The 21,198-nt window shown below is 71.7% G+C and carries 15 protein-coding genes; 12 read left to right on the plus strand and 3 right to left on the minus strand.

What is annotated here, in order from left to right; translation table 11 throughout:
- Positions 1 to 20 precede the first annotated feature (20 nt).
- Positions 21 to 1,112 (plus strand): glycosyltransferase family 4 protein, encoded by a 1,092-nt coding sequence (locus FDM97_RS11020; protein WP_137990222.1) that lies wholly within the window; start codon positions 21 to 23, stop codon positions 1,110 to 1,112.
- A gap of 247 nt (positions 1,113 to 1,359) precedes the next feature.
- Here FDM97_RS11020 and FDM97_RS11025 read toward each other — a convergent pair whose 3' ends face one another.
- On the minus strand, positions 1,360 to 3,021 hold the full coding sequence (locus tag FDM97_RS11025; RefSeq protein ID WP_137990223.1) for a PucR family transcriptional regulator: 1,662 nt from the start codon (positions 3,019 to 3,021) through the stop codon (positions 1,360 to 1,362).
- Positions 3,022 to 3,172: 151 nt separating this feature from the next.
- Between FDM97_RS11025 and FDM97_RS11030 the strand changes: the two genes are divergently transcribed.
- Together FDM97_RS11030 and FDM97_RS11035 are read left to right on the plus strand one after the other, a co-directional pair.
- Positions 3,173 to 4,693, plus strand: coding sequence for an APC family permease (locus tag FDM97_RS11030; RefSeq protein WP_137990224.1), 1,521 nt, complete (start codon positions 3,173 to 3,175; stop codon positions 4,691 to 4,693).
- 25 nt (positions 4,694 to 4,718) lie between these two features.
- Positions 4,719 to 6,344: a flavin monoamine oxidase family protein gene (locus tag FDM97_RS11035; RefSeq protein WP_137990225.1), complete on the plus strand. Its 1,626-nt coding sequence runs from the start codon at positions 4,719 to 4,721 to the stop codon at positions 6,342 to 6,344.
- Position 6,345: 1 nt separating this feature from the next.
- On the opposite strand, the gene FDM97_RS11040 is transcribed toward FDM97_RS11035, so the two are convergent.
- Both FDM97_RS11040 and FDM97_RS11045 read right to left on the minus strand, forming a co-directional pair.
- Entirely contained in the window at positions 6,346 to 7,731 is a 1,386-nt protein-coding gene (locus FDM97_RS11040) for an FAD-binding oxidoreductase (RefSeq protein ID WP_137990226.1), read from the minus strand.
- A gap of 87 nt (positions 7,732 to 7,818) precedes the next feature.
- The gene (locus FDM97_RS11045) at positions 7,819 to 9,621 is read right to left on the minus strand and encodes a glycoside hydrolase family 15 protein (RefSeq protein WP_175439088.1); all 1,803 of its coding nucleotides are present in this window, start codon (positions 9,619 to 9,621) and stop codon (positions 7,819 to 7,821) included.
- A 406-nt stretch (positions 9,622 to 10,027) separates the two neighbouring features.
- Between FDM97_RS11045 and FDM97_RS11050 the strand changes: the two genes are divergently transcribed.
- The 9 genes from FDM97_RS11050 (at position 10,028) to FDM97_RS11090 (ending at position 21,040) form a co-directional block, all read left to right on the plus strand.
- On the plus strand, positions 10,028 to 11,677 hold the full coding sequence (locus tag FDM97_RS11050; protein ID WP_137990228.1) for a CTP synthase: 1,650 nt from the start codon (positions 10,028 to 10,030) through the stop codon (positions 11,675 to 11,677).
- A gap of 74 nt (positions 11,678 to 11,751) precedes the next feature.
- A complete protein-coding gene (locus FDM97_RS11055; RefSeq protein ID WP_137990229.1) occupies positions 11,752 to 12,378 on the plus strand; it encodes an NUDIX domain-containing protein in 627 nt (208 codons plus the stop codon).
- A 179-nt stretch (positions 12,379 to 12,557) separates the two neighbouring features.
- Positions 12,558 to 14,543 carry a tetratricopeptide repeat protein gene (locus FDM97_RS11060; protein WP_254705561.1) on the plus strand — a complete coding sequence of 662 codons (1,986 nt, stop codon included), beginning with the start codon at positions 12,558 to 12,560 and terminating at the stop codon, positions 14,541 to 14,543.
- Between the two features lie 147 nt (positions 14,544 to 14,690).
- On the plus strand, positions 14,691 to 15,806 hold the full coding sequence (gene ald, locus FDM97_RS11065) for an alanine dehydrogenase (protein WP_137990231.1): 1,116 nt from the start codon (positions 14,691 to 14,693) through the stop codon (positions 15,804 to 15,806).
- A gap of 440 nt (positions 15,807 to 16,246) precedes the next feature.
- Positions 16,247 to 17,290, plus strand: a complete 1,044-nt coding sequence (locus tag FDM97_RS11070; protein ID WP_229818740.1) for a ParA family protein — start codon at positions 16,247 to 16,249, stop codon at positions 17,288 to 17,290.
- Positions 17,275 to 17,763: a hypothetical protein gene (locus FDM97_RS11075; protein WP_137990233.1), complete on the plus strand. Its 489-nt coding sequence runs from the start codon at positions 17,275 to 17,277 to the stop codon at positions 17,761 to 17,763. Before FDM97_RS11070 ends, FDM97_RS11075 begins: the two co-directional genes overlap by 16 nt.
- Before the next feature lie 45 nt (positions 17,764 to 17,808).
- A complete protein-coding gene (locus FDM97_RS11080; protein WP_137990234.1) occupies positions 17,809 to 19,239 on the plus strand; it encodes a segregation/condensation protein A in 1,431 nt (476 codons plus the stop codon).
- A 32-nt stretch (positions 19,240 to 19,271) separates the two neighbouring features.
- On the plus strand, positions 19,272 to 19,844 hold the full coding sequence (scpB, locus tag FDM97_RS11085; RefSeq protein WP_254705911.1) for an SMC-Scp complex subunit ScpB: 573 nt from the start codon (positions 19,272 to 19,274) through the stop codon (positions 19,842 to 19,844).
- Positions 19,844 to 21,040 carry a pseudouridine synthase gene (locus tag FDM97_RS11090; RefSeq protein WP_137990236.1) on the plus strand — a complete coding sequence of 399 codons (1,197 nt, stop codon included), beginning with the start codon at positions 19,844 to 19,846 and terminating at the stop codon, positions 21,038 to 21,040. Before scpB ends, FDM97_RS11090 begins: the two co-directional genes overlap by 1 nt.
- Positions 21,041 to 21,198: the final 158 nt, after the last annotated feature.

Consider the following 21,198-nt stretch of genomic DNA (forward strand, 5'->3'; position numbering starts at 1 on the left):
GGGCTGGCATCCTTGGGCGCGTGACACAGCTCCGTACGGTCCAAGTGCTGGGCGGCGGCAGCGCGGGCAGCAGCGCTCACGTCAGATCACTTGCCTCGGGGCTGGTGGCGAGGGGCGTGCGGGTGACCGTGTGCGCCCCTCCCGAACTCGACCGCGCCTACGACTTCATCGGCGCCGGCGCGCGCTTCGTGCCCGTCCCGCGCCGCAACGACCCCGCGACGGTCGCGGCGCTGCGCAACGCCTGCATCGGCGCGGACGTCGTGCACGCGCACGGCCTGCACGCCTCGGTGCGGGCGACGCTCGCGCTGTCGGGCGGGGTACGGGCGCCGGTGCCTTCGCTGGTGACGACGTGGCACACCCGGAACCATGTGGACGGGGCGCGGGGCGGGCTGCTGCGGCTTCTCGAGCGCAGGACGGTGCGGGCGGCGACCGTCGTCCTCGGCACGTCCTCGGAGCTCGTCGACCGGGCGCGGCGGCGGGGGGCGCGGGACGCGCGGCTCGCGCCGGTGACGGTGCCCGCGTCACGGGCGCCGGTCTGTCTGCACGACGGGAAGGCGCGGGCGGAACTGGGGGCGGTGGACCGGCCGTTGCTGATGGCGGTCGGCGCGCTGGTGCCGGAGCGCGGGTACGGGATGCTGCTGGACGCGGCGCGGCTGTGGCGGGACCTCGACCCGCAGCCGCTGCTGGTGATCGCGGGGGAGGGGCGCGAACGGGCGGCGCTGCAGCGGCGGATCGAGGCGGAGGGGCTGGCGGTCCGGCTGATCGGCCGCCGTGACGACGTGGCGGAGCTGCTGGCGGCGGCGGACGTGGCGGTCCTCCCGTCGCGCTGGGAGGCCCGCTCCCTGCTGGCGCAGGAGGCCCTGCGACTCGGCGTGCCGCTGGTGGCGACGGCGGTGGGCGGGGTGCCGGAACTGGTCGGTGACGCGGCGGAGTTGGTGCCGTGGGGCGACGCGGAGGCGCTGGCGGGCGCGGTGGCGGGCCTCCTGTCGGACACGGACCGCCGCATGGACCTGGCGGCGGCGGGCCGCGTCCAGGCGGGCACGTGGCCGACGGAGGACGAGACGATCGCGCACGTGCTGAGCGTGTACGACGAGCTCTCGGGCCGCCGGTGACGCGTGGGTGGGGTGGGGCGGGAATTCCCCCACCCCGCCCCTCCCCGAAACCCTGACGGGACCGGGGGCTTTCGCCCCGAAGCCCCGCCCTGCGGCGGCTTCGCGCCGTCGGGGAGGGCATGGCGACTCCCGTTGTGGGCGCAACGGACGGCGCCCTGGCGGGCGCGTCCAATCACGGGGGCCCGGTGACCACGCGGGCGTGGCCCGGCGTGGGCGCCGAATCCTGGGGGCCGGTCGCCGTGAGGGGTTACGTCGTGTGCCTTCGGGCCCGTAGGGCCAGGGACAGGGCCAGGACCGTCTGTGGGTCGTCCAGGTCCGTGCCGAGGAGTTCGGAGATGCGGGCCAGGCGGTTGTAGAGCGTCTGGCGGTTCAGGTGGAGTTCCCTCGCCGTCTCCGCCTTGCGGCCCGCGTGCGCCAGGTACGTCTCCAGCGTCGGGAGCAGTGGTGGGCGCGAGGTCTGGTCGTGGTCGCGGAGGGGGCCGATCGCGCGGTCCACGAAGGCCGCCAGGTCCGGGTGTTCCCGTAGGCGCCACAGCAGCAGGTCGATGTCCAGGCGCCGGGCGTCGTACCAGGGGCGGTCCGAGAGGCCCTGGGCCGCCGTCGCCGTCTCCCCCGCATGGCGCAGGGACGCCGACGCCGCCGCCCAGCCGCCCGCGACGCCCACCACGACCACCGGCGGGTGCGCGCCCGCGCTCCCCCGGGCTCCGCCCGGGGGTGCCCCCATGAGGCCCGCCCGCTCCACGCCCGCGCGCAGCGCCGCCGCGACCCGGTCCGCCACCGCCGTACGCTCCGACTCCGACCGCAGGCCGAGCAGCAGCGGCACCCGCCCCTCCACCGGGCGGACGCCCAGCAGCACCGGGACTCCCACGGAGGAGAGTTCCTCCAGGACCGCCCGGGCGAGCAGCGCCCAGTTGCCCGAGGGGGCCAGTTCCGAGGCCAGTCGCATGACGACCGGCAGCAGCGGGCCGTCGCCCGGCTTGAAGCCGAGCACCCGCGCCTGCGCCGGAGCGTCCTCCGCCGTGATCCGGCCCTCCGCCAGGTCCGTCAGGAAGTCGCCCCTGCCGCGCGCCGCCAGCTCCTCCTCCTGGCGCGCCTGCATCAGGACGACCGCCAGGATCCCCGCCGCCCGCTCCGCCGCCATCCGGTGCACCAGGGAGAGAGGGGCCGAGACGGACAGCAGCACCAGGCGGGCGCGGACCGAGGCCGCCCCCTTCCCCGTACCCGGACCACCGCCCGGCACGTCCACCAGCACCGACCCCGTCGGCGGCCCCGACTCCCGTGCCGCCCGCTGTCCCCGTAGCCCGTCCCACACCTGCAGCGGGTCCGCCGGAGCCGACTCCGTACCCGCCGCGTACAGCAGCTGGCCGTCCGCCGTCTCCAGGAAGACCGGGTTCGCGGTGAAGTCGGCCAGGATCCGCAGCACCTGCGGCACCCCGCCCCCGCCGAGCAGCGCCTCCGTGCACCTGCGGTGCACCTCCTCCGCCTGCCGGAGAAGCGCGTAGTGGCCGTTGACGATCTCGGTGTGGATCTCCTCCGTCACGGCGACGAAGGGGACCTCGCGATGCAGCTGCACCAGCGGCAGGCCCGCGGCCCGCGCCGTGTCCACGATCGTCGCCGGCAGCCGCGAGAAACGCGGGCCCAGCTCCACCACCAGCGCCGCGATGCCCCGGTCCGCGAGCCGCCGTACGAACGCGCGCTGCTCCGCCGGGCGCGTACCCAGACCCAGCCCCGTCGTGAGCAGCAGCTCGCCGCCCTTGAGCAGGGACGCGATGTTCGGGACCTCGCCCGCGTGCACCCATCGCACGGTGCGGTTCAGCCGCTCCGCCCCGGCGACGACCTCGGGGAGCCCGCTGCGGAGTCCGGGCAGCTCCAGCGCCCGCTGCACGGTGATCCCGCCCTGACTGTCCATGGGCCCGGACGCTACCCGCGTCCATGTTCCGGCGACATCACCCGACCGTTACAAGTGGTCGCTCTGCCCGACAACTCGTCGCCCCAATAGGCCAATTGTGCGACCGCCTGTCGATTGTGGCGTACATCACCCCAGAGGATGCTCTCCCGGCATGGCAGAGAACTCCACCCCTGAGGTGCACCGCCTCAAAGCGAACTCGGTCGGTCTCGTCGGCGTCGTCTTCATGGCCGTCGCGACCGCCGCCCCCATCACGGCGATGACCGGCAACCTCCCCATCGCGGTCGGCTTCGGAAACGGCACCGGCGCGCCCGCCGGCTATCTCTTCGCGACGGTCGTCCTGACCGTCTTCTCGGTCGGCTATGTCGCCATGGCCAAGCGGATCACCGCCGCCGGCGCCTTCTACGGCTACATCTCGCACGGCCTGGGCCGGATCGCCGGCATGGCCTCCGGCATGCTCGCCGTCCTCGCCTACATCGTCTTCGAGGCCTCGATCGTCGGCGTCTTCGCGTACTTCACCAAGACGACGGTCGCCGACCAGCTCGGTGTGGACCTGCCGTGGATCGTGTACGCGGCGGCGATGCTCGCCGTGACCGCCGTCCTCGCGTACTTCGACATCAACCTCACCGCCAAGGCGCTCGGCGTGATGCTCGTCGCCGAGATCGCGGTCCTCTTCGCCGTCGCCACCGCCGTACTGATCGCCGGCGGCGGCCCCGAAGGGATCCCGGTCGAGCCCCTCAACCCCAAGAACGCCTTCACCGGCGCCTCCGCCGGCCTCGGCCTCTTCTTCGCCTTCTGGTCCTGGGTCGGCTTCGAGTCGACCGCGATGTACGGCGAGGAGTCCCGGGACCCCAAGCGCGTCATCCCCCGCGCCACGCTGATCTCCGTCATCGGCGTCGGCCTCTTCTACATCTACGTCTCCTGGATGACGATCGCCGGCAACGGGCTCGCGGGGTCGGTCGAGCTGTCGTCCTCCGCCAACCCCCTCGACCTGTTCTTCGCGCCCACCCGGTCCTTCATCGGCGCCTGGGCAGTCGACGCCTTCCAGTGGCTGCTGCTCACCGGCTCCTTCGCCTGCGGGATGGCCTTCCACCAGTGCGCCTCCCGCTATCTGTACGCGATCGGCCGCGAGGGCTTCCTCCACCCGGCGCTCGGCCGCACGCACGCCAAGCACGGCTCCCCGTACATCGCCTCCTTCGTCCAGAGCACGATCGCCGTCGTTCTCGTCGGTGCCTTCTGGCTCACCGGCCAGGACCCGTACAGCCACCTCTACACCCTGCTCGCCATCCTCGGCACGATGTCGATCCTGATCGTCCAGACGCTCTGCTCCTTCGCCGTCATCGGCTACTTCCGCAAGAACCACCCCGAGGACCGGCACTGGTTCAAGACCCTCACCGCGCCGCTGCTCGGCGGCATCGGGATGACCGCCGTGGTCGTGCTGCTGATCATGAACATGGAGACCGCGGCGGGACTCGCCGCCGACTCGCTCCTCTTCAAGGCGATCCCCTGGATCGTCGGAGTGGTCTTCTTCGGCGGCCTCGGACTCGGCTTCCACCTCAAGGTCCGGCGGCCCGAGCGGTACGAGATCATCGGCCGGATCGTCCTGGAGGACGCGATCGAGCGCGACGACGACGAGCAGGCCGCCCCCGTCCCCACCGCCGTACCGCAGAGCTGAACCCTCACCCTTCCAGGAGCGCCCCATGGCACGCACCAACCCGATGCACCTCCTGAACCGACTCGCCGCCGAGCACGCCGACGCCCGACGGCTGAACCTTCCCGTCGATGAGTTGCGAGCGATGAGGTCCGACGCGGTCGGGCGCCGTTCCCTCCTCAAGTACGCCGCCGCGGCGGGGATCGCCGTCTCCGCGGGCACGGTCGCCTCCCGGCCCGCCGTGGCGCGCGCGGTGACGCCGGCCCGCGTCGCGGTCGTCGGCGCCGGCATCTCCGGCCTCACCGCCGCCCTCACCCTCCAGGACGCGGGCGTGTCCCCGACCCTCTACGAGGCCAACCCCTCCCGCGTCGGCGGCCGCATGTGGACCCAGCGCGACCACTGGGCGTACGGACAGACCTCCGAGATCGGCGGCGAGCTGATCGACACCAGCCACAAGAAGATCCTGCAGCTCTGCCGCCGCTTCGATCTCCCGGTGGAGGACTTCCTCGGAGGCGGGCCCAACGGCGCCGAAGGTGTCCTCTGGTTCAACGGCACGTACTACCCACGCCACCAGGCCGACGAGGACTTCAAGGCGGTCTACCAGGCGCTGCGCCGCGATCTGTCCGAGGCGGGCGAGGTGTTCTGGAACCAGACCACGCCCACCGGCACCGCACTCGACAACATGTCGATCCACGAATGGATCGAGTCGAGGGTCCCCGGCGGCCACTCCTCGCCGCTCGGCCGCTTCATCGACGTCGCCTACAACGTCGAGTACGGCGCCGACACCACCGAACAGTCCTCGCTCGCCCTCGTCCTGCTCATGGGCTACCAGACCAATCCGGGGCACTTCAACATCTGGGGCCTGTCCAACGAGCGTTACCACATCACCGGCGGCAACGACCGGCTCCCGAACGCCATCGCGGGCGCCCTCGCCCCCGGCACCCTGCGCCAGGGCTGGTCGCTCACCGCCGTACGCGCCAACGCCGACGGCACCCAGACCCTGACCTTCACCGAGGCCGGCGCCACCCGGACCGTCACCGCCGACCACACGATCCTGTGCGTCCCGCTGCCGATCCTGAAGCAACTCGACCTCACCCGGGCCGGGTTCGACCCGCTGATGACCAACCTGCTGCGGGACGCGCGGATGGGCTACTGCACCAAGCTCAACATGCAGTTCGGCACCCGCCCGTGGCGCGGCACCGGCGCCTGGCCCGGTGTCTCGGCCGGTGACTGCTTCACCGACACCGAGGTCCAGCAGACCTGGGACACCACCAAGATCCAGGGCGGCACGGGAGGCATCCTCATCCAGTACGGAGGCGGCACCCTCGCCAAGTCCCTGACCCCGGCAGGGCCGTTCTCCACCGAGTCCGACCCGTACGTACGGGCCCTGGTCACCCGCTACCTCGGCGGCATCGACGCCTTCTTCCCCGGCACCTCGAAGGCGTACACCGGCCGTGCCCAGCTCTCCGCCTGGCACCGCGACCCGTACACGCTCGGCGCGTACTCCTGCTGGCCGGTCGGCTATCTGCACCGGTACGCGGGGTACGAGGGCACCGCCCAGGGCAATGTCCACATCGGCGGCGAGCACTGCAGCTACGACTTCCAGGGCTTCATGGAAGGCGGCGCCACCGAGGGCGAGCGGGCCGCGCGGGAGGTGATCGCGGCCCTGAGGTGAGTCAGCGGGCCGGTGTGATGTTGTGGTTGAAGCGGAAGACGTTGTCGGGGTCGTACGCGGCCTTGACGGCGGCGAGCCGGCGGTAGTTCTCGGCGCCGAAGCCGGCCACCACCCGCTCCTCGCCCTCCGAGCCGATGAAGTTGAGGTACACGGCTCCGGTGGACCACGGCCTCACATCGGCCCGCACGTCCCGCACCCACTGGACCGTCCGCTCGTCGTCGGCCGGGTCCTCCCAGGTGGCGAAGGGGTGGACGGCCCAGGGCGCGGAGCGCCACGGGATCGGATGCTCGGCCGGCCCGGCCGCCACCGCGCCGCCCATCAGGAACAGCACCTGCTGGGTGGCGGTGGGCATCGGGATCGCCTCGGCGCGGGAGCAGAAGACGTCCACAGCCTCGTCCGGGAAGCCGCTCAGATACTCCGCCGACCAGTAGTTCCGCAGCCCGGGCGGGTCGTCGATCATGCACTGGAGATCCGTGTACGCGATGTCCGTGACGATCTCGATCACGGGCCCCAGCGCGAACAGCGGCGCCGCCAGCTCACGGACCTCGGCGACCGGCCCGGCGCAGGTGAGGAGCGTTGCGCAGACCAGCTTGCCGACGAGATGCTCGGGAACGAACGGCTCGGGCGGCGCGGGGAAGTAGACGACGCCGCCGCCCACCTCGTCCGGGGCGGACTCGCCCAGATCACGGAAGGCGCGCACCACCTCGGGGGCCTTCTCGGGCAGGAAGAACAGCATCGCGATGCTCATCGCCGGCAGCTCGTGCAGGCGCAGGGTGAGTGAGGTCGCCACCCCGAAGTTCCCGCCGCCGCCGTGCAGCGCCCAGAACAGCTCGGGGTTCTGATCCGCGTCCGTGTGCACGTGCTTGCCCTCGGAGGTGATCAGCTCCGCCGCGAGGAGGTTGTCGCTGGCGAGCCCGAACTTGCGCTCCAGCCAGCCCGACCCGCCACCCAGCGTGAAGCCGCCGACGCCCGTGGTGGACACCCGCCCGCCCGTCGTCGCCACATGGAACGGCTGGCAGGCGTGGTCCAGATGGCTCATGGTGGCGCCGCCCTCGACCCGTACCGTCATGTCCTCGGGGTCGACGACGACCTTGTGCATCCGGCGCAGGTCGATGACGAGACCGTCGTCGACGACCGAGGTCCCGGCGACGCTGTGGCCGCCGCCGCGCACCGCGATCGGCAGCTCGGTCTCCCGGCCGAAGAGGACCGCGTTGGAGACGTCCTCCTGGGTCTCGCACTGAGCGATGACCGCGGGACGCCGGTCGATCATGCCGTTGTGGATCGTCCGGGCCTCGTCGTAGCCGGGATCGCCGGACACGTACACCTCGCCGGCCAGATCCTCACGAAGCCCGGTCAGGGCGCTGGGCGGCACACTGCGGGGAGCCATGGCACGCCCCCCTTTCCGGGAGGGGGACAGGACCCTTTCAGCGTATTCCGGGAGGCGGTGGCGCGCGCCTCGGCAGCCGTGGACGCGTCAGCCGCCGTACGCCCCGCTCGCGGTCAGCCGCAGCGCCGTGTCGATCAGCGGGACATGGCTGAACGCCTGCGGGAAGTTGCCCACCTGGCGCTGCAGCCGCGGGTCCCACTCCTCCGCGAGGAGGCCCAGGTCGTTGCGGAGCGAGAGCAGCTTCTCGAAGAGCTTGCGGGCCTCGTCCACCCGTCCGATCATCGCCAGGTCGTCGGCGAGCCAGAACGAGCACGCGAGGAACGCGCCCTCGTCGCCCTCCAGGCCGTCCACGCCGGCCTCCTCGCCCGCGGTCGGGTAGCGCAGCACGAAGCCGTCCTCCGTGGACAGCTCCCGCTGGATCGCCTCGATCGTGCCGATGACCCGCTTGTCGTCCGGCGGCAGGAAACCCATCTGCGGAATCAGCAGCAGCGAGGCGTCCAGCTCCTTGGAGCCGTACGACTGCGTGAACGTGTTCCGGTCCTTGTCGTAGCCCTTCTCGCAGACATCGCGGTGGATGTCGTCGCGCAGCTCGCGCCAGCGCTCCAGCGGGCCGTCGGCGTCCCCGGACTCGATGAGCTTGATCGTGCGGTCGACGGCCACCCAGGCCATCACCTTGGAGTGCACGAAGTGCCGGCGCGGGCCGCGCACCTCCCAGATGCCCTCGTCGGGCTGGTCCCAGTGCATCTCCAGGTACCGGATCAGCTTGAGCTGCAGCAGCGAGGCGTAGTCGTTGCGGGACAGACCCGTCATGTGCGCCAGGTGCAGGGCCTCGGTGACCTCGCCGTACACATCGAGCTGGAGCTGGTTGGCCGCCCCGTTGCCCACCCGGACCGGGCCCGAGTTCTCGTACCCGGGCAGCCAGTCGAGCTCGGCCTCGCCGAGCTCCCGCTCACCGGCGATCCCGTACATGATCTGCAGGTTCTCCGGGTCGCCCGCGACCGCCCGCAGCAGCCAGTCCCGCCAGGCGCGGGCCTCCTCGCGGTAGCCGGTGCGCAGCATCGACGACAGGGTGATCGCCGCGTCGCGCAGCCAGGTGTAGCGGTAGTCCCAGTTCCGTACGCCGCCGATCTCCTCCGGCAGGGAGGTGGTCGGCGCGGCGACGATGCCGCCCGTGGGGGCGTACGTCAGCGCCTTCAGCGTGATCAGCGAGCGGACGACGGCCTCCTTGTACGGGCCGTGGTACGTGCAGTGCTCCACCCAGTCGCGCCAGAAGTCGACGGTCGCGTCCAGGGCCCCTTCCGGATCCGGCAGCGCGGGCGGTTCCTTGTGCGAGGGCTGCCAGCTGATCGTGAAAGTGATCCGGTCGCCGGGCGTGACGACGAACTCGGAGTACGTCGTGAGGTCGTGGCCGTGCGTCTCGACGTCCGTGTCCAGCCACACCGAGTCGGGTCCGGCGACGGCGACCGTACGGTCCCCGACCTTGTGCACCCACGGCACCACCCGGCCGTAGCTGAACCGCATCCGCAGCGACGAACGCATCCGCACCCGGCCGGTGACGCCCTCCACGATCCGGATCAGCTGCGGCGCGCCGTCACGCGGCGGCATGAAGTCGGTCACCCGGACCGTGCCGCGCTGGGTGTCCCACTCGGACTCCAGGATGAGCGAGTCGCCGCGGTAGCGGCGCCGGTCGGCGGCCGGCGGCGTGGAGCCCTCGGCCACGGCGGGACCGACCCGCCAGAATCCGTGCTCCTCCGTGCCGAGGAGACCCGCGAAGACGGCGTGCGAATCGAAGCGGGGGAGGCAGAGCCAGTCGACGCTGCCGTCCCGGCAGACCAGTGCGGCGGTCTGCATGTCTCCGATGAGTGCGTAATCCTCGATGCGCCCGGCCACGTGCTCTCTCCAGTCGAACGGCCACGTCCGCCCCGCAGGGCGCTCGCTCCAGGTCTGCGGTCAACTGATGTTGACGGTCGGCGGCGAGTGTCCGAGCAGGATACGACGCCTTTCCTTGCACTCTCGTAACGCCGTTGCTCCAATCGGGTGAGTAGGGCTTGACTCCGTGCCGACCCCGGTCGAGGCCTGTGCGCGCGGAGGGCGCGTCGCCGTCCGTATGCACTCGACTGCCCCGTGTGGCCGGAAGCGGTCTCCCGATGTCGCTGATACCCTGGTATCCCGTGGACCGGTGGGAAACGGCGACAGCCGAGGACCCCGCAACCGCAGCGACGGCACCCCCCGATTCTTCCGGAGGGTACGCCGGAACGCACCTCCAGAACGCGACCACGGGAGCCCCCTCTTGGCGATGCCGCCCAAAACCACGACGACCAAGCACATCTTCGTCACCGGGGGTGTCGCCTCCTCCCTCGGCAAGGGCCTGACCGCCTCCAGCCTGGGTGCGCTCCTCAAGGCGCGGGGCCTGCGGGTCACGATGCAGAAGCTCGACCCGTACCTCAACGTCGACCCCGGCACGATGAACCCCTTCCAGCACGGCGAGGTGTTCGTCACCAACGACGGCGCCGAGACCGACCTGGACATCGGCCACTACGAGCGCTTCCTCGACGTCGACCTCGACGGCTCGGCCAACGTCACCACCGGCCAGGTCTACTCGCAGGTCATCGCCAAGGAGCGGCGCGGCGAGTACCTCGGCGACACCGTCCAGGTCATCCCGCACATCACCAACGAGATCAAGTCCCGGATCCGCCGTATGGCGACCGACGACGTCGACGTCGTCATCACCGAGGTCGGCGGCACGGTCGGCGACATCGAGTCGCTGCCGTTCCTGGAGACCGTCCGCCAGGTCCGCCACGAGGTCGGCCGCGACAACGTCTTCGTCGTGCACATCTCGCTGCTGCCCTACATCGGCCCCTCCGGCGAGCTGAAGACCAAGCCGACCCAGCACTCGGTCGCCGCCCTGCGCAACATCGGTATCCAGCCCGACGCCATCGTGCTGCGCGCCGACCGTGACGTCCCCACCGCCATCAAGCGCAAGATCTCGCTGATGTGCGACGTGGACGAGGCCGCCGTCGTCGCCGCCATCGACGCCAAGTCGATCTACGACATCCCGAAGGTGCTGCACACCGAGGGCCTGGACGCCTACGTCGTGCGCAAGCTCGACCTGCCGTTCCGCGACGTGGACTGGTCCACCTGGGACGACCTGCTCGACCGCGTCCACAACCCGGAGCACGAGGTCACGATCGCGCTCGTCGGCAAGTACATCGACCTGCCCGACGCGTACCTCTCGGTCACCGAGGCCATGCGTGCCGGCGGCTTCGCCAACAAGGCGCGGGTCAAGGTCAAGTGGGTCACCTCCGACGACTGCAAGACCCCGGCCGGCGCGAAGAAGCAGCTCGGCGACGTCGACGGGATCCTGATCCCCGGCGGCTTCGGCGACCGCGGCGTGAGCGGCAAGGTCGGCGCCATCCAGTACGCCCGTGAGAACAAGGTGCCGCTGCTCGGCATCTGCCTGGGCCTGCAGTGCATCGTGATCGAGGCCGCCCGGAACCTGGCCGACATCCCGGAGGCGAACTCCACCGAGTTCGACCCCGCCACCGCCCACCCCGTCGTCTCGACGATGGAGGAGCAGCTCGCGTACGTCGAGGGCGCCGGCGACCTGGGCGGAACGATGCGCCTGGGCCTGTACCCGGCGAAGCTCGCCGATGGCTCGATCGTCCGCGAGGTCTACGACGACCAGCCGTACGTGGAGGAGCGCCACCGCCACCGCTACGAGGTGAACAACGCCTACCGCGCGGAGCTGGAGAAGAAGGCCGGTCTGGTCTTCTCCGGCACCTCCCCGGACAACAAGCTCGTCGAGTACGTCGAGTACCCGCGCGAGACGCACCCCTACCTGGTCGCGACCCAGGCCCACCCGGAGCTGCGTTCGCGTCCGACGCGTCCGCACCCGCTCTTCGCCGGCCTGGTCAAGGCGGCCGTCGAGCGCAAGACGGGTCAGTAGGACAAGGCGTTAACGTTGCCGGGGTACGGGTCCTTATGGACACGTACCCCGGTTTCGTGTGTGGGAGGACGCAGATGGAGTTGCAGGACACCCCGCAGGAGTGGCAGGTCGTCGCGACGACGACCCCGTTCCAGGGAAAGAAGACGAGTGTCCGCACGGACGACGTGGCCATGCCCGACGGCACGGTCGCGCGCCGCGACTACCAGGTCCACCCCGGCTCGGTCGCGGTCCTCGCCGTCGACGACCAGGACCGCGTGCTGCTGATCAAGCAGTACCGGCACCCCGTGCGCCAGAAGCTGTGGGAGATCCCGGCGGGTCTCCTCGACGTGCCGGGCGAGAACCCGCTGGTCGCCGCGCAGCGCGAGCTGTACGAGGAGGCGCACGTCAAGGCCGCGGACTGGCGGGTCCTGACCGACCTGTACACGACGCCCGGCGGCTCCGACGAGGCGGTACGGATCTTCCTCGCGCGGGACCTGTCCGAGGCGGAGGGCGAGCGCTTCGAGGTCGCCGACGAGGAGGCCGACATGGAGGTGGCCCGCGTCCCGCTGGCGGACCTGGTGCGCGGCGTGCTGGCGGGGGAGCTGCACAACAGCTGCCTGGTGGTGGGCGTTCTCTCGCTGGCGGCGGCCCGCGCGGGCGAAGGCCTCGAGGCGCTGCGCCCGGCGGACGCGCCGTGGCCGGCGCGCCCGTTCGAGTCGTAGGACGCCGTACTCGTACGGCGCCGTACGCACCCACCGGTCTGACGATCTGCTGATCCGATCGGGGGATCTGTCCGCCCTGCTCCGCCGGGTCCGGCGCATGCCCTGAACTACGCTCGGGATCGCCCGTGCGGAGCCCCCCGCGGGATCGGCTCGTGCGCAGGTGGACGGGAGCGTGGCCCGTGAGGGATCAGGCGGTGGCAGCGGGCGGGGTACGGAACTTCTTCGGCCGGCAACGGGAGTTGAAGGCCCTGCGCGCCGACATCGAACGGACCGGACTCGACACCCTCACCGGCCGCAAGGCCCCCCGCGCCCGCGTCCTGCTGATCGCCGGGCGGCCCGGCTCCGGCCGGACCGCCCTCGCCGGGGAACTCGTCGCCGGACTCGGCGCGGCCTACCCCGACGGGGTGTTCCGGGCCCGGCTGACCGAGCCCGGCGGTGACCCGGTCCCCACCGCGCGGGTCGCCCAGGCGCTGCTCCGGGACCTGGGCGTCGCGGAACCCCCCGGCGCCGCCGAGGACGAGCTGACCGAGATGGTCCGCGAGGCCCTCGCCGTACGCCGTACCGTCCTCGTGCTCGACGACGCCGTCGACGCCGAGCAGGTCGATCCGCTGATCCCGGACAACCCCGCCGCCCTCGTCGTCGCCGTGGCCAAGGGGCCGCTCACCGGGATCGCCGACGTCCGCCCCTGCACCCTCGGCGGACTCGACCCCAAGTCGGCCATCGAGCTGCTCACCGCCTTCACCGGATCCGTACGCGTGACGGTCGACCCGCAGGCCGCCGAGACCCTCGTCGAGGAGTGCGGCGGCCAGCCCGCCGCCGTCGTCCTGGCCGGCGGCTGGCTCGCCGCCCGCCCCAAGGCCTCCGTCGCCGACCTCGCCAAGCAGCTGCGCGCCCGCTCCGGCGACCCGCTCTCCCGCGCCTTCGAGCTGGTCCACGAATCCCTGGCCCAGCCCGCCGCCCGGATACTGCGATACCTCTGCCTCGCCCCCCTCGGCCGGGCCGACGCCCACACCGCCTCCGCCCTGGCCGGCTGCTCCGTCTCGGCGGCCGCGACCACCCTCGCCGGCTTCGTCGCGCTGGGGCTCGTGACCGAGGGCGAGGATGGTCAGTACGAGGTCCCCGGCCATCTCGTCCCTCTCCTGCGCGCGCAGCTGGAGGAGCGCGACCGGCCCGCCGAGGTGCAGCTCGCCCGCGCCCGGATGCTGGAGCGGACCGTACGGCTCCTCCAGTCCTGCCGCGCGATCACCGAGCCCGAGGGGTCCTCCGCCCGCAAGAAGCTCGCCGGACTGCCCCGCGCCCTGCGCTTCCCGAACATGCCGGCCGCCGCCGAGTGGCTGGACAGCCGCCGGCCCGTGCTGCTGGCCTCCGCCCGCCTCGCCGTCGCCGACGGCGAGCTCGACACCCTGGCCCGCCGCCTGGTCGCCGCCCTGGTCCGGGCGGAGACCGCGCACCGGGGCGCCGAGGCCGCGGCGCCCGAGCTGTACGGCCTGCACCGGCTGGTCCTGGACGTGGCCGAGCGCCGCGGCCTGCACCGGGAGCGGGCCGCGGCCCTGCTGAACCTCGCCGATCTCGACGCCAGGACCGGCCGCACCCAGGACGCCCTGGCCCGCTACCGGACCGCGCTCGACGCCGGACGGGCCGCGAACGACCCGTACGCGATCGGCCGGGCGATGGAATCCGTAGGCGGCTCCTACCAGGAGCTGGGGGACTGGCAGCGGGCCGGCGACTGGTACGGCCGCGCGCTCGCCCAGCGCCTCGCCCGGGACGAGCGGGCCGACCAGGCCCGGCTGTACGCACGGCTCGGCGCGGTGCAGACCTACGCGGGCCGCTACGGCGAGGCGCTGCGGTACTGGCGCGCCGCGGCCGCCGGCTACCGGCGGCTGGCCGATCTCCCCGGCTACGCACGGGCGTTGAGCGAGGCGGCGCGGGTCCAGGAGTACGCCGGACGGCCCGAGGAGTCCCTGCGGACCTGCGAGGAGGCGGTGGAGTGGGCGCGGCGGGCCCAGGACGTACGGCTCCAGGCGGCACTGCAGCTCAGGCTGGCCGACACGCTCGACCGGCTCGGCGACCCCGCGGCGGCCCGTCTGCATCGGTCCGCGGCCGAAAGACTCCTTGGAGGGGAGGCTTCCGCCTGCGAAATCCGTAGTGCTTCCGTCGAAGATTAATGCTTTGCAAGGCTAGACACGGGGAACTCCTTCATTAGACTGGGTGCGCCGCGTTCGACCGCGGTCTGTCCCGGTGCGCCATGGTGCATCCGGGTATGTATCGCAGTGCACCCCCGTTATCCCCTGATTCAAGGACCGTGATCGACGATGAAGGTCGGCATCCCCCGCGAGGTCAAGAACAACGAGTTCCGCGTGGCCATCACCCCTGCGGGTGTCCATGAGCTCGTCCGCAACGGCCACCAGGTCTTCATCGAGCAGAACGCCGGTGTGGGCTCCTCGATCACGGACGAGGAGTACGTGTCCGCGGGTGCGCAGATCCTGCCCACCGCGGACGAGGTCTGGGCCACGGCCGACCTGCTGCTGAAGGTCAAGGAGCCCATCGCCGAGGAGTACCACCGCCTCCGCAAGGACCAGACCCTCTTCACGTACCTGCACCTCGCCGCCTCCCGCGAGTGCACGGACGCGCTGCTCGAGTCCGGCACCACCGCCATCGCCTACGAGACCGTCGAGACCGCGAACCGCGCCCTGCCGCTGCTCGCCCCGATGTCCGAGGTCGCGGGCCGCCTGGCCCCGCAGGTCGGCGCCTACCACCTGATGCGCTCGGTCGGCGGCCGTGGCGTGCTCCCCGGCGGCGTCCCCGGCACCCACGCCGGCGAGTGCGTCGTCATCGGCGGCGGCGTCTCCGGCTGGAACGCCACCCAGATCGCCGTCGGCATGGGCTTCCACGTCACCCTGCTCGACCGTGACATCAACAAGCTCCGTGAGGCCGACAAGATCTTCGGCACCAAGGTGAAGACGATCGTCTCCAACGCCTTCGAGCTGGAGAAGGCCGTCGTCGAGGCCGACCTCGTCATCGGTGCCGTCCTCATCCCGGGCGCCAAGGCCCCGAAGCTGGTCACCAACGAGCTCGTCGCCAAGATGAAGCCCGGAAGTGTCCTTGTCGACATTGCGATCGACCAGGGCGGCTGCTTCGAGGACTCGCACCCGACCACCCACGCCGAGCCGACCTTCCAGGTCCACAACTCGGTCTTCTACTGCGTCGCCAACATGCCGGGCGCGGTGCCGAACACCTCCACGTACGCCCTCACCAACGCCACGCTGCCCTACATCGTGTCGCTGGCGAACAACGGCTGGGTCGAGGCGCTGCGCCGCGACGCCGCGCTCGCCCTGGGCCTCAACACCCATGACGGCAAGGTGGTTTACAAGGAGGTCGCTCAGGCGCACGGCCTCGAGCACGTCGAGCTGAGCAGCCTCCTGGGCTGACGCTCTTGGACGGGGCGTCAACGCGCGCCGTCAACCTCACACATCCGGCCGGACCTTGTGCGCCAAGGTCCGGCCGGATGTGCATCCGGCCACTTCACGAGGCTTGTTCAACTCGCCTCGAACGTAACCCTTTAACCGTTTCGCACACCCCTGAAACGTGCGGATGCGTGGCTGTGCACCCTTGACAGAGGGGTGTTCCGTTGCCGACACATCGGGCCGGGTCCGGCGGATTGTGTTGCTGCGGACCGGTGACACGCCATAGAGTCGCCAACCGTCGGCATGGTGCCACGCTGACCTATCGATAAATGTTCCTGGTCACATCCAAGGAGGTAAGACGACTTGTGAATGAGTCGACATTTACTCCCGGGGGCGGACAGCCAGGAATCCCTGTCGGCTCCGTCGCTGTCCGGACCTTCGCGACCAACGCGACGCATCAGCCCATGACGACAGCCCACACGATGAAGATGATGGACGGCCTACACGTGAACGCCACGGCCGGCAACGAGAGTGGCCGAGAGTCCACCCACTTCGCCGCCTACGACGAGGTGCCCGAGGGGCACTTCTACGACCCCGACGCCGAGTACGAGCCCGATCCGGAGTACGCGGCCACCCTCGCACCCGACGCTGCCCGCCAGCGCCGCGAGCGGATCGGCCCCACCGGACGGCCCCTGCCGTACTTCCCGATCCCGGGTCCGCTGACCGATCACGGACCCGCGAAGATCATCGCGATGTGCAACCAGAAGGGTGGTGTCGGCAAGACCACGTCGACCATCAACCTGGGTGCCGCACTCGCGGAGTACGGACGGCGGGTGCTGCTCGTCGACTTCGACCCGCAGGGAGCCCTGTCGGTCGGTCTCGGTGTGAACCCGATGGAGCTCGACCTCACCGTCTACAACCTGCTCATGGAGCGGGGCATGTCGGCGGACGAGGTGCTGCTCAAGACCGCCGTGCCCAACATGGACCTGCTGCCGAGCAATATCGACCTCTCGGCCGCCGAGGTGCAGTTGGTCAGCGAGGTCGCGCGCGAGTCCACGCTGCAGCGCGCCCTGAAGCCGCTGATGAACGACTACGACTACATCGTGATCGACTGTCAGCCCTCGCTCGGTCTGCTGACCGTCAACGCGCTGACGGCGGCTCACAAGGTCATCGTGCCGCTGGAATGCGAGTTCTTCGCGCTGCGCGGTGTGGCCCTGCTGACCGAGACGATCGAGAAGGTCCAGGAGCGGCTCAACCCCGAGCTGGAGCTCGACGGAATCCTCGCCACGATGTACGACTCCCGGACCGTGCACAGCCGTGAGGTGCTCGCGCGGGTCGTCGAGGCCTTCGACGACCACGTGTACCACACGGTCATCGGCCGGACCGTCCGCTTCCCGGAGACCACGGTCGCCGGTGAGCCGATCACGACGTACGCGTCGAACTCGGTGGGTGCCGCCGCCTATCGCCAGCTCGCCAGGGAGGTGCTCGCCCGGTGTCACGCCGAGTGAGTCTGCCCGGCGCCGACGAACTGTTCCGTACGACCGGGGGGATGGCGCTGCAGTCGTCCTCGCCCCGGGCCCGGGTCCCGGCTCCGGCGGGCGAGAGCGACACGGACGCGGCGGAGGGCTCCGCCGAGCACTCGGCGGCCCAGTCGGAGACCGCCGAACCGCGGGCCCGGACGCCGGAGCCCACGCCGGCACCCGCGCCCGCGCCCGCCCAGGCGGCTCCGGCGGCGCGCCGGCGCGGCAGGTCGCCCAACCGGCGGCCGAGCGGGCGTGAGCGGCACGACGAGAAGATCACGGTCTACGTCTCCGCCGAGGAGCTGATGGACCTGGAGCACGCACGGCTGGTGCTCCGCGGCGAGCACGGTCTCGCGGTGGACCGCGGCCGGATCGTCCGCGAGGCGGTCGCGGTGGTCCTGGCGGACCTGGAGTCCCGCGGCGACGCGAGCATCCTCGTGCGCCGCCTGCGCGGCCGCTGAGGGTAGCCTGCGGGCTGCCGCGCTCCTGCTCCTCCCTGGACCCCGATGCCCCCGCCCTCCGACGAAACGTCCCTCCCATCCCGCCGCCGCCCGCTGGGCCGCGGCCCGGGCACACCCCGCCCGGGGCGCCCCGGGGAGCCTGAGGCCGCCTCGGGGGAGGGGCCGGAGCCCGCGCCGACGGCGACCGACCGTGCCACGCGGGCGCCGTCCGGCTCGGCCGGGGACCTGCCGGACCTCGAGACTCCGCAGACCGGCGCGCCCGCCGCCGAGTCCGACCCGCCCACGAACGGCGAGGCCCCGCCCGAGGGCGGGGCCGCCGCCCACCTGTCCGGCTCCACCCCGTCGGCGGGTGCGCAGCCGGAGGCGACAGCGATGCTCGGCGCCGCGGGTGGTACGGCCACGGCCTGGGCGACTGCGCAGGCCCCGGCCGAGGTTGTCCCCGTCGGCCACGCCCTGGCGGACGGAGGCGTCGCCGCCCACCCGTCCGGTGACACGGTCATGTCCGACACCGTTGCCGTCTCGGCCGAGGGCGCTGCCAGTGCCGAGCACCTCGCGGACGGAGGCGTCGCCGCTCACCCGTCCGGCGCCGCCTCCGATGCCGGACGCGCCCGCGTGCCGCGGAACGCCCCCGAGACCCCCGTCGGCCCCGGCGCCGAGGCGGTCGTGCCCGGGGACGCCGGCGTCGAGGACGGGCGGTTCACCGTGCGGCTGGCGAACTTCGAGGGGCCGTTCGATCTGCTGCTTCAGCTCATCTCGAAGCACAAGCTCGACGTCACCGAGGTCGCCCTCTCCAAGGTCACCGACGAGTTCATGGCCCACATCCGGGCCATGGGACCCGACTGGGACCTCGACCAGACCACCGAGTTCCTCGTCGTCGCCGCCACGCTGCTCGACCTCAAGGCCGCCCGGCTGCTGCCCGCCGCCGAGGTGGAGGACGAGGCCGATCTCGCGCTCCTCGAAGCGCGGGACCTCCTCTTCGCCCGGCTCCTGCAGTACCGCGCGTACAAACAGATCGCCACGATCTTCGAGGAGCGGTGGGAAGCCGAGGGGCGGCGCCACCCCAGGACCGTCGGGCTCGAAGCCCATCACGCCGAGCTGCTCCCCGAGGTCGTCATCTCCATCGGCGCCGAGGGCTTCGCCAAGCTCGCCGTCAAGGCCATGCAGCCCAAGGCCAAGCCCCAGGTGTACGTCGACCACATCCACGCCCCCCTCGTCAGCGTCCGTGAACAGGCCCGGCTCGTCGTCGCCCTCCTCAAGGAGCGCGGGACCGTCAGCTTCCGGGAGCTCGCCGAAGGGGCCGGCGACACCCTCACCGTCGTCGCCCGCTTCCTCGCCCTCCTGGAGCTCTACCGCGAGAAGGCCGTCGTCCTCGACCAGGAGGACGCCCTCGGCGACCTCACCGTCACCTGGGCCGGCGGCGACGAGGACGCCCGCGTCACCGACGAGTTCGATCAAGAAACGGAGGCTCCGGAGTGAGCGACCTCAAACCGGCCCTCGAAGCCGTCCTCATGGTCGTCGACGAGCCCGCCACCGAGGCCCACCTCGCCAAGGTCCTGGAGCGGACCCCGCGCGAGGTGGGCGACGCCCTGCGCGAGCTCGCCGACGAGTACACCCTCCAGGGCCGCGGCTTCGAGCTGCGCCTGGTCGCCGGCGGCTGGCGCTTCTACAGCCGGGCGGAGTACGCCCCCGCCGTCGAGGCCTTCGTCCTGGACGGGCAGCAGGCCCGGCTCACCCAGGCGGCTCTGGAGACCCTCGCGGTCGTCGCGTACCGCCAGCCGGTCAGCCGTTCCCGGGTCTCCGCGGTCCGCGGAGTGAACTGCGACGGCGTCATGCGCACCCTCCTCCAGCGCGGTCTCGTGGAGGAGGCGGGCGCGGAACCCGAAACAGGTGCGATCCTGTACAGGACGACGAACTACTTCCTGGAGCGGATGGGCCTGCGCGGCCTTGACGAGCTCCCGGAGCTCGCGCCCTTCCTCCCCGAGGCGGACGCGATCGAGGCGGAGACGCTGGAAGGAGTCCCGTCGTTCGATCCGGACGCACCGGATCGTGAGGACGCAGACGACAAGACGACGGAAATTTGATGCGAAGCAGCAGCGGCAGGAACAGCAGCGGAAACAACGGCGGGAGCCGTGGTGGCAACAGCGGCGGTCGCGGCAGCGGCAGCAGCAGCGGCGGCCGCGGCGGCAGCGGTGGCGGCTACCGGGGCACCGGTGGCGGTGGCGGCGGGCGCGGTGACTACCGCGGTGCCGGCGGTGGCCGTGACGACAGGCAGGGCGGCGACCGGCCGCGCAACCCGCGCCCCGAGGAGCGCCGCTACGACGTCGGCGGCCCCTCCGAGGCCCCGAAGAAGGGCCGCGGCGCCGCGGCCCGCGGTGGCGCCAAGGGTGGCCCCAAGGCCCCCCAGGGCGGCAGCCAGCCGCGTCGCGGCCCGCACGGGCAGCGGCAGGCCCCGGCCCGCTCGCGCGAACTCGACGCCACGATCGAGCAGCGCAACCGGGACCGCTACGCGAACAGGCCGGAGATCAAGACCCCGAAGACCTTCCCGGGCGCCGAGCAGGAGGGCGAGCGGCTGCAGAAGGTGCTCGCCCGCGCCGGCATGGGCTCCCGACGCGCCTGCGAGGAGCTGATCGAGCAGGCCCGTGTCGAGGTCAACGGCGAGATCGTCCTCGAGCAGGGCAAGCGCGTGGACCCGGAGAAGGACGAGATCAAGGTCGACGGCCTGACCGTCGCGACCCAGTCGTACCTCTTCTTCGCCCTGAACAAGCCCGCCGGTGTCGTCTCCACCATGGAGGACCCCGACGGCCGCCAGTGCCTCGGGGACTACGTCACCAACCGCGAGACCCGGCTCTTCCACGTCGGCCGGCTCGACACCGAGACCGAGGGCATCATCCTCCTCACCAACCACGGTGAGCTGGCCCACCGCCTCACGCACCCGAAGTACGGCGTGAAGAAGACCTACCTGGCCGCCATCACCGGCCCGCTGCCGCGCGAGGTCGGCAAGCGGCTCAAGGACGGCATCCAGCTGGAGGACGGCTACGCCCGCGCCGACCACTTCCGCGTGGTCGAGCAGACCGGCAAGAACTACCTGGTCGAGGTGCAGCTCCACGAGGGCCGCAAGCACATCGTCCGCCGCATGCTCGCCGAGGCGGGCTTCCCGGTCGAGAAGCTCGTCCGTACGGCGTTCGGCCCGATCGGTCTCGGTGACCAGAAGTCCGGCTGGCTGCGCCGGCTGACCAACACCGAGGTCGGCATGCTGATGAAGGAAGTCGGCCTGTAGGAACCCGCAGGAACCTCTCGTACGAGAGAGAAGCCCGTGACCGCGTGCGGTCACGGGCTTCTTCGCGCTTGTGGTCGAGCCCTCCCCCGCTTTATAGTCAAAGTGACTCTTAAAGAGCTCGGTGGACCTGGACCCACGGGGGTGGACCAGGTCCACCC

Origin of the sequence: Streptomyces vilmorinianum (genome assembly GCF_005517195.1) — a bacterium.
GTDB classification, from domain to species: domain Bacteria; phylum Actinomycetota; class Actinomycetes; order Streptomycetales; family Streptomycetaceae; genus Streptomyces; species Streptomyces vilmorinianum.